This is a genomic window from Rhizobium sp. SYY.PMSO, from assembly GCF_046840415.1.
Taxonomy (GTDB): domain Bacteria; phylum Pseudomonadota; class Alphaproteobacteria; order Rhizobiales; family Rhizobiaceae; genus Rhizobium.
Genome location: NZ_CP177349.1, coordinates 215,552 through 232,464, shown reverse-complemented (window position 1 = coordinate 232,464; position 16,913 = coordinate 215,552). Strand labels below are relative to the sequence as shown.

At 62.1% G+C, this 16,913-nt stretch carries 13 protein-coding genes; 3 read left to right on the top strand and 10 right to left on the bottom strand.

All coding sequences use genetic code 11. The annotated features are described in order from the left end of the window. Positions 1–386: 386 nt before the first annotated feature. The 8 genes from rem to ACJJVH_RS01090 form a co-directional block, all read right to left on the bottom strand. Complete coding sequence (gene rem / locus ACJJVH_RS01125; protein WP_112802768.1) at positions 387–1,058, bottom strand: transcriptional activator Rem; 672 nt, start codon at positions 1,056–1,058, stop codon at positions 387–389. Between the two features lie 280 nt (positions 1,059–1,338). Then, on the bottom strand, positions 1,339–1,932 hold the full coding sequence (locus ACJJVH_RS01120; RefSeq protein ID WP_412065203.1) for a lytic transglycosylase domain-containing protein: 594 nt from the start codon (positions 1,930–1,932) through the stop codon (positions 1,339–1,341). Beyond that, complete coding sequence (locus tag ACJJVH_RS01115; protein WP_412064570.1) at positions 1,874–3,460, bottom strand: flagellar hook-length control protein FliK; 1,587 nt, start codon at positions 3,458–3,460, stop codon at positions 1,874–1,876. The genes ACJJVH_RS01120 and ACJJVH_RS01115 overlap by 59 nt, the downstream gene beginning before the upstream one ends. Positions 3,461–3,462: 2 nt before the next feature. After that, positions 3,463–4,767: a chemotaxis protein MotC gene (gene motC / locus ACJJVH_RS01110; protein ID WP_412064569.1), complete on the bottom strand. Its 1,305-nt coding sequence runs from the start codon at positions 4,765–4,767 to the stop codon at positions 3,463–3,465. Positions 4,768–4,770: 3 nt separating this feature from the next. Then, positions 4,771–6,198 carry a MotB family protein gene (locus tag ACJJVH_RS01105; RefSeq protein ID WP_412064568.1) on the bottom strand — a complete coding sequence of 476 codons (1,428 nt, stop codon included), beginning with the start codon at positions 6,196–6,198 and terminating at the stop codon, positions 4,771–4,773. Further along, the gene (locus ACJJVH_RS01100) at positions 6,195–6,830 is read right to left on the bottom strand and encodes a hypothetical protein (protein ID WP_112802776.1); all 636 of its coding nucleotides are present in this window, start codon (positions 6,828–6,830) and stop codon (positions 6,195–6,197) included. Before ACJJVH_RS01100 ends, ACJJVH_RS01105 begins: the two co-directional genes overlap by 4 nt. Before the next feature lie 246 nt (positions 6,831–7,076). Further along, positions 7,077–8,057: a flagellin gene (locus ACJJVH_RS01095; protein ID WP_112802778.1), complete on the bottom strand. Its 981-nt coding sequence runs from the start codon at positions 8,055–8,057 to the stop codon at positions 7,077–7,079. A 258-nt stretch (positions 8,058–8,315) separates the two neighbouring features. Beyond that, positions 8,316–9,236 carry a flagellin gene (locus ACJJVH_RS01090; protein ID WP_112802779.1) on the bottom strand — a complete coding sequence of 307 codons (921 nt, stop codon included), beginning with the start codon at positions 9,234–9,236 and terminating at the stop codon, positions 8,316–8,318. A 403-nt stretch (positions 9,237–9,639) separates the two neighbouring features. On the opposite strand from ACJJVH_RS01090, the gene ACJJVH_RS01085 reads away from it, so the two are divergent. Continuing rightward, complete coding sequence (locus tag ACJJVH_RS01085) at positions 9,640–11,130, top strand: pyridoxal phosphate-dependent decarboxylase family protein (RefSeq protein ID WP_412064567.1); 1,491 nt, start codon at positions 9,640–9,642, stop codon at positions 11,128–11,130. Continuing rightward, positions 11,121–12,383 carry an ATP-grasp domain-containing protein gene (locus tag ACJJVH_RS01080; protein WP_412064566.1) on the top strand — a complete coding sequence of 421 codons (1,263 nt, stop codon included), beginning with the start codon at positions 11,121–11,123 and terminating at the stop codon, positions 12,381–12,383. The genes ACJJVH_RS01085 and ACJJVH_RS01080 overlap by 10 nt, the downstream gene beginning before the upstream one ends. Before the next feature lie 132 nt (positions 12,384–12,515). Here the strand turns inward: ACJJVH_RS01080 and ACJJVH_RS01075 are convergent, their stop codons facing one another. Both ACJJVH_RS01075 and ACJJVH_RS01070 read right to left on the bottom strand, forming a co-directional pair. Next, positions 12,516–13,427, bottom strand: coding sequence for a flagellin (locus ACJJVH_RS01075; RefSeq protein ID WP_113371598.1), 912 nt, complete (start codon positions 13,425–13,427; stop codon positions 12,516–12,518). A gap of 256 nt (positions 13,428–13,683) precedes the next feature. Continuing rightward, positions 13,684–14,598: a flagellin gene (locus tag ACJJVH_RS01070; RefSeq protein ID WP_112802785.1), complete on the bottom strand. Its 915-nt coding sequence runs from the start codon at positions 14,596–14,598 to the stop codon at positions 13,684–13,686. Positions 14,599–14,928: 330 nt separating this feature from the next. Between ACJJVH_RS01070 and ACJJVH_RS01065 the strand changes: the two genes are divergently transcribed. Next, the gene (locus ACJJVH_RS01065) at positions 14,929–16,872 is read left to right on the top strand and encodes a glycosyl transferase (protein ID WP_412064565.1); all 1,944 of its coding nucleotides are present in this window, start codon (positions 14,929–14,931) and stop codon (positions 16,870–16,872) included. The last annotated feature ends 41 nt before the right edge of the window (positions 16,873–16,913 follow it).

Genomic DNA, 16,913 nt, shown 5'->3' with positions numbered 1-16,913 from the left:
ATCGCATCATGGGCCGGCATCGCATCGGCGACGCGATCGTACGGCGCGCCGAGGCAAATCGCCTGTGCGCTCGCATCCGCAAATCCGGTCTCCATGCTGCCGAAATTCCTCATCTGGAATCCTCGTTATCCTTCATACGACTGAGAGTAGGTGGCGGGCCTTGCGTGAAGCTGTCTGAGAGGACGAAAAGCCGATCATCGTAAAAAGGCCATTCCGCAATCGCCGCTTTGCAGCTCCGGATCGCGCATTGCCGGGAGGAAGCGTAAGAAACGACCTACGTTCCACGACAATCCCGAAGCGGCATGACGCAAGCGAAAAGGCCCGGGAATCATGTGATTCCCGGGCCTTTTGCTGAATTCGGCATCCTGGCTGCGCGCTCGGGGCTATCAGCTCCAGTCGATGCAGTAGCCGAGGAACCGCTTGGAATCGACCGGATCGAAACCGAGCTTCTTGCGCAGCTTCTTGCGCAGCTTCGAGATATGGCTTTCAACCACGTTTTCTTCGACTTCCTCGTCGAAGATGCCGTAGATGGCGTTGAAGATCTGCGTCTTCGTTACCCGGCGGCCGCGGTTGGCGATCAAATATTCGAGAATGCGGCGCTCGCGGCGCGGCAATGCGAAGACCGATCCGTTGACTTCCGGATCGCGGCCATCCGCGAAGACGCGAATCGGGCCGATATCGGTATAGTTGCTGATCGCCTTCAGCCGGCGGCGGATCGCCGCGGCCCTGGCCAGGATTTCGCGGGGATGCACCGGCTTGCGCACGACATCGTCCACGCCGCAATCGAAAAGTGCAAGGGTGGCTTCCAGCGAGGGTTGATCGCTGACCGCGATGACAGGTGCTGCCGTGCGATCACGAATCGCTCTCGGCAGCTCGTGCACATGCTGCCCCTGTCCGATGAGGAAGGCTTCAACAGCAGCAATATCGCCCTCTGCCGCCGTCGTAACCCATTCGCCGAACTCGCGTGGATCGAATCCCGTGGAAGGGATGCCCTCGCGTCCAAACAGTGATGTATATCCGTCCTTAACGAGCTCTCGCTCATCAACCACTACGATCATTCGTCCGCCTCCGAATCAGTGTGGTGTTTCGATGACCTATGGGTACGAATCGGGCGAATCACGAACAACTGTCGGAAATGAGTGGCAGAAATTAATAATTGATTAACTTTAGAGGCGCGATTTGCACTAGATGTAGTAGGTCCCTTGCATTTTACACCGATAAAAAAGTCGTTGGTTAGCGTGTTCTTAACATCCCCATTTTGGGCATATCGATGGCAGTCAACCGCCTTGCTTGAGTTAGCGGCGGCTAACGGGAGGCGGGATACAACCTATAGGTTGTTCAATTCCGGCAAAATGTCGCTGCGTTGGGCGTCCATTTGCCGTAGCCGGTGGCAACCAGATTGGCGATGACGCGGCAGACATAGACCTTCTGGGCGGGGTCGTTGTTCGGGCCGGCATGGTATCGAGCTACCGCCATCGTCCAGGTTTCATGCCTGTCGTGCAGATTGCGGAGGAACTTCGCGGCATATTCGACATTGCTGCGCGGATCGAACATTGCGGCGACGGACGTAAAATTCTCACCGTGAAAATACTGATTGATCTGCATGCAGCCGACATCGATCAGCTTGGCGCCGTTCTGCCGGGCCGCGGCGAATACCTGCAGGGCTGCGGTTTCCGACGGCGGAAAGATCGGCCGGCCCTCGACATTGAGGGCGTAGGGATAGAGCGATCCCTTGCGGCCCGTCTCCGTTAATCCGACCGAGTAGAGTATCCCCTCCGGTATCCCATATTTCGCGGCAGCGGACTGGATTTCGCGTTCGCAAAGACCCGCGGCGCCATTGTCCGGGGGAGCCGGATTTCCCGAGGCATCGGCCTCAGAGATAAACCGCGCCAGAGCGAGAACGCTGAACGCCACCAGCAGCGCCGTCTTCAACACCGCGCTCACCCGAACTGCGATTGCCGTCGTTTCCATTTGCCTGCTGTCCCGAATAGTTCTGGCCTCTGGGACGCGCATCGCCCCCCTGTCCCTGATTCAGCAGGGATTGCTGCTGCTGATTCGAGCCGGAGCGGCTGCTGTCCGGCTGCTGGTCCGCGTTCGAGGCCAGGCTAACGGTGATGTTGTCCACCTGATAACCTTGCGCCCGCAGCGCGTCGATCATGCGGCTCTGATCGGCGTGAAGCTGCCTGTAGGCCTCGCCCGTCTGAACCTTGAGGTCGACGCTCAGCTGGTCTCCGGAGAGCCGCATGGTGGCGGTGACGTCGCCGAGATTGTCCGGGCGCAGCTGGATCTTGAGCGTGTTGACGACCTTGCCCGCGCCCGCCGCGCTGGCGGCATTGGAAAGCGCCGAGCCCGGCTGCATTGCAGCCGACCATTCGCGGTCGCCCGACAAAGCTCCGGCAACAAGCGCCGAGTTAGTTGCAAGGCCCAGATAGCGGCGGGAGTCCAGCACGGTGATGCCTTGCAAATCGCCGCCCGTGGAAGCTCCGGCCTTGACGTCGGCCGCATCATCGCCGCTCTTGCTGATCGACAGATCGAGCGCGCCGCCACGGCCGTCCGCCCGCGTCAGGCGGAAAGTCTGCGCCGTGTCCGACCCTTTGGCATCGCCCGGAACCGCCGATGCCGCGTCGGACGCATCCTCGGTCAGCGCCGCGTTGGCGAGCGCCGCTCCCTGAACCTTTGCATCGTCGGCACTCTTGCCCGGCTGGGCCGAGCCCATCTGCGCCGCAGCGGCGGATTGGGGAACGTTCAGCAGCGACAGGGCATCCGAGATCGTATTGGCCGCCTGACCGCCTTGCGTCTGCGTCGACTTACCATCATCCGCAGACTGCGCATCCTTCGCGCCTTTCGCGGCAGCGGTCTTCCCGTCGCCTTTCACCGGCGCTGCCTGACCGTCCGATGTTGCGACATCGGCCAGTTGCTGCGCCATCTCGGCAAGCTGATCGAGCGCGCTCGATTGCGCCGGCACCTTGTCGTCATCGGCAGCCGGCATGGCCGGATCGGCAGATGCGGCGGGCTGATCGCCGTCAACCGAAGCCTTGCCGCCTTCGGCAGCGGCCGAGGCTGCCTTCTGCAACTCTATCAGCGATTTCGAGAGCGCGGCAGCGCCACCCCCCTGAGAAGGTTTTGCTCCCTTCTGCAAGCCGGCGAGGCTGGCAAGACTGGTCCCGGACGTGTCGATCATTCCAGCTCCGGCATTGGCACTGTCATCAACGGCAGGAGCCGGCGCCGCGGAATTGCCCGCGGCTGTCCTTGCCGAGCCCGCATCGCCATTGGCGCTCGCGCCCGCAGCCGCCCCGGCCTGACCGGCATTCGGGCCGGAGGACCTGCGTCCATTGCCGAGCGAGCTGGTCAGCGCATCGATAAAGCCCTTGCCGTCGTCCTGCTTCGAGGAGCGCGCACCTTTGGCGGCGGCAAGAATATCCGCCCCCGATGAGGCGCCGGACACACCGATGTCGTTCATGATCAATGACTTTCCTGCTTCAACAGGCCGTCGATGGCATCCAGCTTCGAACGGCTCGTCGTGACGAATGCGTTGAATGAAGAGTCGGCCTCCTGCCGCCCTCCCTCCGGGGCGGGAGCCGCGTCTGCCGGGGCTCCCTGCTCAACACCCGCCGTGCCGGGAGATTGGCCTCCCGCCTGATTCGTCACAGCAGCATCGTGTTCAGTATTCTGTTGGTTGGAAAGGGTAGGAACACTGCCTTGCCCGAGGCTTGCAGCGTCCGGCGTGCGCATGATCTCCTGCGCCACCGCCTTTGCGGCATCGCGCAGCGCCCGATCGCGCACGTTCAATTCTCCCGCCGGCATCTGGTCGACATCGCTGATCGCCGACTTCAGCTCGGGCGTCGATATGGCCGCCACGCCACCATAGAAGTTCACCAATGCGCCGAAGGCATCGCCGCCGCCGGCGGAGATCGCCTGGGCGCGGCTCGCCGCCAGCGTGGCAAGATCGGACTTGCCGGCGATCGCGGCGCGGCGCGCCATGCGCAGATAGATTTCCCGCTGCCTGGGCGGGTCCATGAAGGACAGGGTGTCGATAATATCCTGCTGCTTGATATCGGAATCATGGTCGACCACGAGCTGCACGAAAAGATCGGCGAACTGGCTGGCATAGGGCGAATGCAGGAAGCGCCTCGTGTAGCGCTGCGCATAATCGAGCCCCATCGGCACCATTCCCGCATCGGCGCACAAGGCAAGCGAACGGCGCAGCGCCGATTCCTCGACGATAGTCCCGGGCGCCATCAGACGAGCCCAGTCGTAGAGCTTCAAGGCCGCCTTGGGGTTCTTGCCGGACATGACGTTGCCGGCAACCAGAGAGAGATAGGGGCCGATCGGCTTGTCGCGATATTCCCTGGCAATGTCGGCAAGCGTGTTGACGACCAGCAGTCCCTTGCCGTTCAGGTACTTCCTGAGCACATCGGCAACGCGATTGTCGAAATTGCCGTTGACGTCACGCGACATCAGATATTCGAGTGTCTCGGGGTTGCCCCCGCTCATAGCATAGATCAGCGCCGCATCGACGTTGCGCCCGTCCTCGAACACGGATTTATCCGCATTGCGCAGGCGGTCGTCGATGGTCGCAAGCAGGAAACGCTGCATCTCCCCGGCGGAGCTGTCGCCTGCCACCATGGAATCCTGGACGAATTCGAGCGAGCGCAGCATCTTGTAGAGCGGCAGGTTGTCCTGCCCCTCGGCACTCGCGGCCCCCGGCACCAGAATGCCGAAGGTCAGCGTGAGCGCAAGGTGATGACGACGCTGTTTGCGCACCATGAACTATCCCTGCCTGCCTTGGCCGGACTTGCCCTTGCCCGAGGCGGGCTTGGCGGGAGCCTGGCTGCCCGCAGGGTCCGCCGTGGCCTGGTTCGAGGGGTTCGCAATCAGAATCTCGATGCGGCGATTGGCATCGTTGAAGGGATCGTCGGGCAATTTCAGACGCCGGTCCGCGAAGCCGGAAACCTGAACCACCCGCTTCTCGTCCAGCCCGCCGCTGGTCAGCATGTAATAGGCGCTCTGAGCGCGATCGAGCGAAAGGCGCCAGTTGTCGTTGCGTCCGTCGACCATGTAGGGGCGCCCGTCGGTGTGACCGCGGATCAGGATCGATCCCTTGCGCGCGGCGAGCAGCTTGCCGATCTTCTCCATCGCCAGCACCATCTCGCGGCGCGGAACCGCCGACCCGATGTTGAACATCGGATCGTTGCTTTGGTCGGAAATCGTCACCAGCACGCCGCCTTCGGCCGCAGTGACCTGCAGCCCCTCGGCCAGCTGGCCGGCAACGCCTTTGATTTCCGCCTGGATAGCCTGCTGCAAATCCTTTGCCTGCTGCTGCTCGGCCTTCGTCGGGGCGGCGTCCCTGCCCTGCGGCAATGCGGCATTGTCTTCGGGCGCCGATGCATCGCTCTGCCCGGAGGCCCCGGCAGGCTGCTGGGACTGCGTCTGCTTTCCCTGTGCCTTGCCGGCAGCCTGTTTCTGCTCGCTCGCCGTCGACTGCTGTTCCGGCGTCACCGGCTGATCGGCAGGCTGTCCCGTGTCGGCAGCCGTTGCCTTCGACAAAGCGACGACTTCGCCCTTGGGCGATTGATCCGACTTGGCGGACTGTTCCTCGTTCGCCTTCTTCGAGGCGCTGGAAACCTGAACCTGCTTCGTCCAGAAATCCGGGTCGAAAGGATCGCGATAGGCTTGGCCGCCGTCCGCGCCCGTCGCCGGACCCGACTGGGCGGCACCGCCATCGCCCTTGGCGCTGACATTGGCCTGCTGGCCGACTTCCTGCGCGATCTCGGCAAGAACCGAATAGGGATTCTCGAAGAAATCGGCTTCGGAGTAGTTCGTCTGATCGCCTGATGTCGATGTCAGGTCCTCGCCGGTCTTGGCCGACTTGCCGTCGCTCGGCTTATCCTGCGGCTTGTCCGACTTCTGCTGGTTCTTTTCGCCCTGGGCCTGATCGACAGGCTTCTTGAGACCCTTCTCCGTCGGCTTTTCGTCAGCGAGCTTGATCGGGTTGAAATAGGACGCGACGGAAGCCTTCGTCTCCTCGTTGGCGGCGTTCACCAGCCACATCACCAGGAAGAAGGCCATCATGGCCGTCATGAAGTCGGCATAGGCGATCTTCCATGCGCCGCCGTGACCGCCTTCGTGGTCGCCGCCGCCATGGCGCTTGACGATGATGATCTCGTGCTTGCCGTGATTTTGATCGCCGTCGCTCATTTCAGAATCTCTTTCAGACCAGCGGCCCAGGCCGACATCCGGGTCACGAGCACGCTCTCGCCGATCGTCACGGTGAGATCGACATCCGGCGCCTCGACATGGCGCAGCAGAGAGCCGTCATCGCCGAGATGCGTGCGAAGAGCCTCGAAAAGATCGTGGGGACCGCTGACCGAAATCGTCCCGGCGCTGCCGTCGAGAATTGCGGCCCTGACCAGCTCGGCGAGTTCGGCGACGGCCTTGGCGGTCAGAGTCCCGGTCATGACCGGCGCAAGGATGGCGGCCGTGTCGGCGCTGATCGCCTGCCCCAGCAAGGTGGCGATGCGCGTCATGTCGGCCGCGATTTTCTCCGCTGCCTGCTCCTCGTAGCGTGCCCGCAACGCATCCATCTCGGCGCGGAACGATTCGGCCATGGCATCGAGTTCGGCCTGGTGTTTCTGCGACAATTCCAGGGTTGCCGCCTCATGCCCTTCCGCATAGGCGGCCCGACGCTCGGCCTCGACATCGACGGGCGGCTCTGCCGGACTTTCGAGGAATTCCCCCGGCTCGGCGAACGCCATGTCCTCGACATGAGGGGGCGGCGGAGCCTGTTCGGCGCTGAAATCCTTGAGATATCGGGACAATGCCAGGCTCACGCGCGCATCCCCCCGTTCACGCCTGCAAGGCGCTGCGAGCCGATGCCGCCAAGGGGCCGATCCATTCCCATTCTCAAAACGTCGATCATCACGCTTCCGGTTTCCGTCCTCTGGCTACGCCTTCCGGAAATGACTGACGTCACCGGCACATTGCGCAACCATGCCACTGCGAAGGACCGTAGGCAGTCAAACTTGTGCGAGGATGAATGCGGCGGCTCGGCCGATCGGGCCGCACCGCCGAAACCACTATTTCGATTGCAGGAGAATCAGCACCTTGTTCGCCATGCTGTTGGCGATCGACAACGCCTGGATCCCCATCTGCTGGGCGGTTTGCAGGGCGCTCTGCCGCACCGACGCCTCTTCCATGTTCGTATCGACGAGATCGCCGACGCTGCTCTTGATCGCATCGCTGAGCTTGGAAATATAATCCGACTGATCGTCGATATTCGACTTCATCAGCCCCAGTGTCGAATCCGCCGAGGTCGCGGACTTCAGGAGCGAGTTGGTGACATTGATCATGTCGGTCAGCTCGTCATCCGTCGTGCTGCTCGATATGGCGATTTCCGTTCCGCCGGCCGATGGCGTGCCGGTATCGGCCGCCAGGAGATAGTAATTGCGGGCAGTGGTGCTGCCGCTGCCCGATGTGTCGAACGTGCTTGCGTCGATATTCTTCGTCAACAATCCCCGGCTCGGATCGGCCGTATCGATCATCAGCGTCTCGGAGCTGTCGTAGCCGATGGTCGTCAGGCTGACCTGGCCGCCAGCGCCGCGCGTGAAATTGCTGATCACGGATTGCTGCGTGCTCGGCTGCTGTGCAGTGTTGTAGAGCCAGTTTTCACCGGAAAAGGAGGCCGACTGCGTGACCGATTGCAGCTGATTCTTGAGCTGCAGGATATCGGCATTGATTGCATCCCTGTCGGTGCCCGGCTCTTTTGCCGAGACCAGCTTCGACTGGATCTGCGTCAGGAGGCTGACGACGGTATCCATTGCCGTGGATGCGGTGTCCACCTTGGAAGAGCCGACGCCGAGCGCATCCGAAATCGTTGAAAGGCTGCTCTGGTCAGAGCGCATGGTGGTTGCCATCGACCAATAGGTCGGATCGTCGCTCGCCGTGGCGATACGAGAGCCGGACGAGACCTGCTGCTGCACGACACCGAGATCTGTAGTGATTCCGCGCAACACGGTCAGCGCCGCCGACGCGGCAGGATTCGTCGTCACATTGCTCATCAGAAAATCCGTCGTTCCATGGGGACTGGCAAGCCGGGCCTATCCGGCAGCAACGTTCGGCCTCATGCCCGCCAGCGGGAGAACTCCCAGCGCGGCCCGTCGCTGAAGCAGTATCCGGCGACCGCTCCGAAGGAGAAGAAAAGACCGGATTCTGCACAAGAACTGCAAATCAATTACCGGCAACGTTAACAAAAGCTTATGGGCGGCGACAAGAGGGAAATGCCGCCGCGCCATTTCAACGTAAGCTCCGGTCAAGGCTCACTTGAAGAGAGCCAGGACATTCTGCGCGCTGGTATTGGCGATCTGCAGCGACTGGATCGCCAGCTGCTGCTGGGTCTGCAGGGCCGACAGCCTGCTCGATTCCTCTTCCATATCCGCATCGACGAGCTTGCCGACACCGGAATCGATCGTGTCGCTGAGCGTGGAGACGAAGCTGGTCTGCAGATCGATGCGGGTCGAAAGCGAGCCGAGCTGCGAGGCCGTGCTCGTCATGGCGTTGAGGGCGCCCTGAACGAGGTTCATCGCCTTGCCGATGTCGCCGCTCGTCATGTTGGTGATGTCGAGGCTGAAGACGGAATAGGATTTGCCGCTGATATTCTGCTTGCTCCCGAGAATGCCGGAGCTGGTGTCGATCGCGCCGCCGGACTTCGCGCCGAACAGGACATTGCCTTGCGAGCCGGTATCGAAGCTGTAGCTGGTGCTGTTGACGGAGACCGTGCCGTCATTGTTGCGCACGAAGGAGGAGACGACGGAGGCCGAGGCGCCGCTGGCCGCATACATCCAGTTCTGCCCGGAGAAGGAGGCGGATTGGGCAATGCTTTCCAGCTGCTGCTGAAGCTGCGTGATTTCTTCCTGAACATCCGCCTTCGACACGCTGTTTTCGGTCGCCGCGACGAGCTTGTCCTTGATCTGCTGAACGACCGTGATGGCATTGTCCATCGCCGTATAGGCCGTATCGACCTTGGCCGCGCCCAGGCCGAGCGCGTCGGAGACTGCGGAAAGCGCGCTGTTGTCGGAGCGCATGGTGGTGGCGATCGACCAGTAGGCGGCGTTGTCTGCGGCCTTGGCGACCTTGTAGCCCGAGGAAACACGGCTTTGCGTATCCTGCAGGCTGGAGTTGATCGTGCGCAGAGTCTGGAGAGCGGACATCGCCGCGTCGTTGGTGAGGATGCTGGTCATGGAAGGGTGCCCCTTGTGGCTGAATTTGGAAGGGACATTCCGGTCTGCGGCCGGGAACGGCAATCAGCCTCATGCTTGTTAACCGCCTCTTAAGAGAGGTTAACCAACCGTTGCGTTAGCAGCAACTGACAGCAAGATGGTTAATAAAAGGTTAACGCGATCGCCAAAAGTTAACGAAATCATACGGTCCGCCGGTCGGCGCGGCCGATGTCACCTACTCGGTTTCATGCCGTTTGCGCCGCGACATCGTCATTTGGCGCGCGTCGCGCGCCGCAAGTCAGCCTCGCGCCACCTTGGACGTCGTAGCATAGGGCGATCCGTCCCGTGTCGCGCGAGAAGCGGTCGGCATATTCGCCACCGCTTCGGCGGAATGTCGGTATGCCCGGCCATATACGAGGTTGAAATGTTCAGTTTGCAGGATGCCGGGCGAGCGGCGGTCGATCGCCATGAGCGAACAAGCCTCGACCCGGACGACTGGCAGGCCCTGCGCAGGCAAGGCCACCGGATGCTGGACGACATGTTCGATCATCTCCAGGCGCTTGGCACGAAGCCGGTCTGGCAACATGCCCCGGCTTCCGCCCGTGCTCTGTTCGACGCGCCCTTACCCGTCGAGGCCAGCGATATTGCGGATGTGCATGCCGTCTTCCGGGAGAGCATATTGCCTTACGGCAGCGGCAATATTCACCCCGGTTTCATGGGCTGGGTCCAGGGCGGCGGCACGGTCGCCGGCATGCTGGCCGAAATGCTGGCCGGCGGGCTGAACGCCAACCTCGGCGGACGCGACCACATGCCGATCGAGGTCGAGCGGCAGATCATCCGCTGGATGCGCCGGATCTTCTCTTTTCCGGAAACGGCCGGCGGCATATTCCTGACCGGCGCATCGCAGGCCAATTTCGCCGCGGTGCAGATCGCCAGATGCCGCAAGCTCGGGCGTGACGTGCGCGCCGCCGGCCTGTCTGACGAATCCCGGCTCGTGGCCTACGCATCGAGCGAGGTGCATGGATGCGTCCCCCGCGCCTTCGAAATGTCCGGTATCGGCAGCAACCGGCTGCGGCGCATTGCCGTCGACGCCCTCGGCCAGATCGATGTCGAGGCGTTGCGACAGGCAATCCTCAGCGACAGGCAGGAAGGCTTCCTGCCGTTCCTCGTCATCGGCAGCGCAGGGACGGTCAATACCGGCGCCGTCGACGATCTCGCCGCGCTTCGGCATGTCGCCGACACTCACGACCTTCATTTCCACGTCGACGGCGCACTCGGGGCGCTCGGCGTTCTCAGCCCGGAACTGGCCCACCTGTTCGCCGGAATCGAGAGCTGCGATTCGCTCGCCTTCGACTTTCACAAATGGGGCCAGGTGCCCTACGACGCCGGCTTCCTCCTCGTGCGCGACGCAGAGTGGCAGCGGCAGACCTTTGCCTCGGATGCCGCCTATCTCAGCCGCGCGGCCACCGGCCTTGCAGGCGGAGACTGGTGGCCTTGCGATTACGGACCCGACCTGTCGCGCGGCTTCAGGGCGCTGAAGACCTGGTTTACCCTGAAAACCTATGGCGTCAGAGCATTGGGGGACGCCATGAGCGCCAATTGCATGCTGGCGCGCAGGCTGGCGCAGCGGATCGAGCAGGAACCTGCGCTGAAACTGCTCGCACCCGTCGCCCTCAACATCGTCTGCTTCGCCTATGTCGGAGCGGACGGCACGATGCCATCCTCCATCAACTCCCATATCGTCGAGCGTCTCCACGCCGAAGGCCGCGTCGCCCCGTCCCTCACCCATCTGAACGGGCAGCCGGCCATCCGCGCCGCGATCGTGAATCACCGGACGCGGCAGACGGATATCGACACACTCGTTGAAAGCGTTTTGACAATCGGTTCCCGACAGGATCTCCCTCAATGCTCATGACCAAAGCCCCGCCTACCGACCCTGCCCTGTTGAACACGCCGGACGCCGCCCGAATTCTCGGCATGCAGCGAATCGTCTCGCTCGTCTATGCCGGCCATGACGTGACGTCGCTATGGAACGAGCTCATGCAACGCGTGACGACGGATCCGACAGATGCGGCCGCACTTCTGGACATGGCGACCATACTGCAAACGCTCAGCCGCAAGGACGAGGCCCGCCAGATCCTGAGGAGCGCCGTGCAGCTTCGCCGCGACTTCTGCGTCGTCCATGGCAACGGCACGGGACCGCGGCTGCTGGCTTTCGTCACGGAAGGCGACTTCATGGCCAATACCCCGCTCGATTTCCTGCTGGCGGGCAGCGACTGCGTGCTGTGGCTGCACTATGTCGACCTGGACACCACGGCCCTCACCGATCTGCCGGACCATGACGTAGCCTTCATGGCGATCGGTGAATCGAGCGAAAACACTCCCCTGCTCGCCCATATGCAAGGGCTGCTGGCTGGGTTCGACGGTCCGGTGATGAACCGCGATCCGGCACTGATCGCCAGGCTCACCCGCGATGGGGTGAGCGGAATGCTGGCCGGCGAGCCGTCCATCCTGTCACCGGCCACCCATCGCTTGTCGCGTGCCGATCTTGCAGCGATCGGCGCGGGAATCCGCCAGCTCGAAGACTGCGCCCCGGGACTGTCCTTCCCACTCGTCGTTCGCCCGATCAGCACGCATGCGGGCAACGGAATGGAGCGCATCGCCGATCCGGCCGGACTGGCGGCCTTTCTGGAGACGCAGTCTGCCCAGGAGCTCTATGTCGCGCCATTCATCGATTTTCGCGGTTCCGACGGCCTCTACAACAAGCAAAGGGTCGTCTTCATCAACGGCAGGGCCTTTGCCAGCCATATGGCGCTGTCGGAGCACTGGATCGTACACTATCTGAGCGCCGGCATGGCGCAGAGCGCGGAAAAGCGCGCCGTCGAGCAGGCGTGGATGGAGAATTTCGACCACGATTTCGCAGTTCGCCACCGCGAAAGCTTCGCCGCCCTTTGCCGTCATATCGGGCTCGACTATTTCGGCATCGATTGCGCGGAACTTCCCGACGGCCGCCTGCTGGTATTCGAGCTCGACGTCGCAATGGTGGTTCACAATATGGACGACCCCATCGTCTACCCCTACAAGCAGGTTGCGATGCGCAAGCTCTTCGATGGCTTCGTCGATGCCGTCCGGCACCGGGCCACAGCGGCGCTCGCAATCGCCTCCTAGGCAGCTCGGAAAAGGTGCGCAGCGGTCGACCGCGAGCAGGCTCCGGATCCCAAAAGAAAACCGCGCCTTCCAGAGAAGGCGCGGCGAAATCTTCGCTTGCGATCACACGGCGCGTGGCGCCGGTTCTTCCTGTTAGCGGAAGAGCGACAGGATCGACTGGGTCGAGGAGTTTGCGATCGACAGCGACTGAACGGCCAGCTGCTGCTGCGTCTGCAGAGCGGAGAGCTTGCTCGATTCCTGTTCCATGTCGGCGTCCACCAGCTTGCCGACGCCCGATTCGATCGAGTCGGAGAGCGAGGAGGCGAAGCTCGTCTGCAGGTCGATGCGGCTGGAGACCGAACCGAGCTTGGAACCCAGGCTGGTCATGGAGTTCAGAGCGGTCTGAACCATGTTGAGCGCGCTGGAGATCTGGCCGCCGGTCATGTTGGTGATATCGAGGCTGAAGACCGAAGCGCCGACCGTGGAGTTCTGGGTGCCAAGGATACCCGAAGAGGTATCGATCGTGCCGTTGTTCGAACCGAACAGAACGTTGCCGGTTGCGCCGGAGTCGAACTCGTAGGAGCTCGTGCTGATGGAAACGGTGCCGTTGGTGCCGCGGATGAAGGACGAGACGACCGAGGCGGAATCGCCGCTCTTGGCCATGACCCAGTTTTCGCCGTTGAACGAAGCCGACTGGGCGACGCTCTGCAGCTGCTGCTGAAGCTGCGTGATTTCTTCCTGGATGGACTTCTTGTCGACCGACGGTTCCATGGCCGTGGCAAGCTTGTCCTTGATCTGGCCGACGATGTCGATGGCGCTGGTGACGGCGGTGGTTGCGGTGTCGACCTTCGCGGCACCCAGGCCGAGAGCGTCGGAAACGGCGCCGATGGCGCTGTTGTCGGACTTCATGCTGGTGGCGATCGACCAGTAGGCGGCGTTGTCGGAAGCCTTGGAGATGCGCAGGCCGGAAGAAACGGCGTTCTGCGTGTCCTGCAGATCGGAGCCGATGGAGCGCAGCGTCTGGAGGGCTGCCATTGCGGCGTTATTGGTAAGAATGCTCGTCATGATATTTGCCCCTTTTGGCAGTGGTTAAATAAGGGACATTCCGGACCTAAAACCGGTAACGGCATTCAGCATCATGCCTGTTAACCAAATCAGTTAAGGTTAACTCGCCGCTTCGATGGTCTTAAGAAACAGCAATATGGTTAAGAAAACCTGAACTGCTTTTGGCCGGAAAATATAAAAAAAACCGCGCCTTAGGGAGGCGCGGTTAACGTCTTGTTTAGGATTGTCGTCCAACGCGCTGCGTTGGCGCTTCCCGTTAGCGGAAGAGCGACAGGATCGACTGGGTCGAAGAGTTCGCGATCGACAGCGACTGAACGGCCAGCTGCTGCTGCGTCTGCAGAGCGGAGAGCTTGCTCGATTCCTGTTCCATGTCGGCGTCCACCAGCTTGCCGACGCCCGACTGGATCGAGTCGGAGAGCGAGGAGGCGAAGCTCGTCTGCAGGTCGATACGGCTGGAGATGGAGCCCAGCTTCGAACCCAGGCTGGTCATGGAGTTCAGAGCGGTCTGAACCATGTTGAGCGCGCTGGAAATCTGGCCGCCGGTCATGTTGCTGATGTCGAGGCTGAAGACCGAAGCGCCGACCGTGCTGTCAACCTTGCCAAGGATACCCGAAGAGGTATCGATCGTGCCATTGGCATTCGCGCCGAACAGGACGTTGCCGGTTGCGCCGGAGTCGAACTCGTAGGAGGCTGTGCTGACGGAAACGGTGCCGTTGGTGCCGCGGATGAAGGACGAGACGACCGAGGCGGAATCGCCGCCCTTGGCCATGACCCAGTTTTCGCCGTTGAACGAAGCCGACTGGGCGACGCTCTGCAGCTGCTGCTGAAGCTGGCCGATTTCTTCCTGAACGGAGTTCTTGTCGACCGAGCCTTCCATGGCGGTGGCAAGCTTGTCCTTGATCTGGCCGACGATGTCGATGGCGCTGCTGACGGCGGTCGATGCAGTGTCGACCTTGGCTGCACCCAGGCCGAGAGCGTCGGAAACGGCGCCGATGGCGCTGTCGTCGGACTTCATGCTGGTGGCGATGGACCAGTAGGCGGCGTTGTCGGAGGCCTTGGAGATGCGCAGGCCGGAAGAAACGGCGTTCTGCGTGTCCTGCAGGCTGCTGCTGATGCCGCGCAGCGTCTGGAGGGCGGCCATTGCGGAATTGTTGGTGATAACGCTAGTCATTGAGTGTCCCCTGGAAACTGAATACGAAAGGAGGACATACCGGACTGGGAATACCGGCGATGACGGAGCAGCTTCATGCCCCTCGATCCAATTTCCTGGAGGACCAAACCCGTCATGTCGCGAGCAAAGTCGCACCCATTGCTTGCGAATTTCTTAACCGGGGGCAGCGGCAGACTTTCTATCCGGAACGTGGCTAAAAATTCGTAAAGGCAATTTCGACCGTTGCTTCGGTTTCAGGCAAGCTACGTGAGAGATCATCACGCGAATCCATGATGCCGGCCCTCGACCTTCGGCGGGAGCCGCTCACCATATCGCTCGGAGTTCTCGCTCGTGACTACAAGAAAAGCCTTTTTGACAGCGTCCGGCTTCTATCAGAAGGGGCAATATACGCGCGCGCTCGAAACGCTGAACGAGCTGCTGAACGTCGACAGATCGCCCAAGACCTATGCGTTGCTGGCGAAGACGCTGCTCAAGCTCGGCTTCAAGTCGGATGCGGCGAGCGCCTATGAACTGGCCGGCAGACAGAAGCCGCAGCGTGAGGACTATCTTCGCGAAGCCCTGCTGCTCCATGGCGATTGCGGCAACGACGACCAGGCGCTTGCGGTCGGAAGCCTGATCCTGCCGCTGGCGTTCAAGGATGCCGATCTTGCCTTCATCCTCACCCGCATCCTGCTGAGCCGTCAGCAGAAGGAGCTGCTGACCGGCTTCAAGACGGTGCTCGTGGAAGGGCCGGCCATCAGGCATCGCCAGATGGCCGCGAAGCTGCTGACCGACGATCTCTACGACGAGAGCAACCGGCATATCGTCACGACCCTGTTCAAGAAGCATCCCGAAAACATCATCTTCCGCACGCTCTATCTGATCTTCGCGCGCGAAGTGTCGGATCTGGCTGCGGTCGACAGGCACATGGCGCCCGTCATGGCCTCGCTGGCCCAGGGCAAGCTCGACCACGTCATCCCCGACAACCCGTTCTTCCACCTTCACTGGTGCGGCGACGAGGCGATCAACAAGCTCGCAATCCACGACACCGATCCCTTGCCCGCAGGTCACGCGGAGACGCGCCGCAGGCTGCCGCACGCATGGGGCAGCAAGATCCGCATCGGCTATCTCTCATCCGACTTCTGGCCCGGCCACGCAACGATGAAGCTGATGCAGCGCGTTCTCGAGCTGCACGACAAGGACCGGTTCGAAATTACCCTCTTCGATCACTCCGACCTGTCTCACCGGCAGGACGAAGCATTCGATTACTCGGAGCTGGGTGCGACGGTCGATATACGCGGCCTCTCCAACCAGGCGGCGGCAGACGCCATCCGCAGCCGCGGAATCGACATTCTCGTCGACCTCAAGGGGCATACAAAGGGCAGTCGCGCCTTCATCCTCAACCATATGGCCGCACCGATCCAGGTCGCCTGGCTCGGGTTCCCCGGCACGACCGTCAACATCGACCTCGACTACATCATCGGCGACCATCATGTGCTGCCGGATGGCTCGAAGGAACATTTCCACGAGAAGTTCTGCCGCCTGCCCGAATGCTATCAGCCGAACGACCCGATCAACCGCCCGAAGCCGCGGCCGACGACCCGCGCGCAGCATGGGCTGCCGGAGGACGCCTTCGTCTTCGCCTCCTTCAACGGCAACCGCAAGATCACCTCGCAGATGGTAGACGCGTGGTGCAATATCCTCAAGCGCAGCAAGAACAGCGTTCTCTGGCTGCTGTGCAACGGCCCTCGTGCGGAAGCCAACATATGGGCACGCATGGAAGCGCGCGGCATCAACCGCAAGCGTGTCGTCTTCACCACGCGCATTCGCTACGAAGACCATATCGACCGCCAGCAGCTGGCCGATCTCGGCCTCGACACCTTCCCGGTCAATGGTCACACGACCACGTCGGAGCAGCTTTGGGGCGGCCTGCCGGTCCTGACCACGAAGGGCAGCAATTTCGCCTCCCGCGTCAGCGAGAGCCTGCTGAACGCCATCGGCCTGCCCGAGCTGGTGGCCGACGACCTCACAGCCTACGAGGATATGGCGGTGCAGCTCGCCGGCCAGCCGGAACGTATCGCGCAGTTCAAGCAAACGCTGGCCGCCAATCGCTACATCAAGCCGCTTTTCGATGCGGAGCGCTTCACGCACCATCTGGAAACGGCCTTCGAGATGATGGCCGCCCACGCCAGACAGGGCCTCGCACCCGACCACATCGACGTGCCGGCGCTGCCGGTGCGCCTGGAGCCGTTCATGGAAGAAGACCAGAACGCGGCGGCGATCGCGGCCGAATAAAGCCCGCTGACGCCGGGGCGATAGCTCCGGCGTCGCCTTTC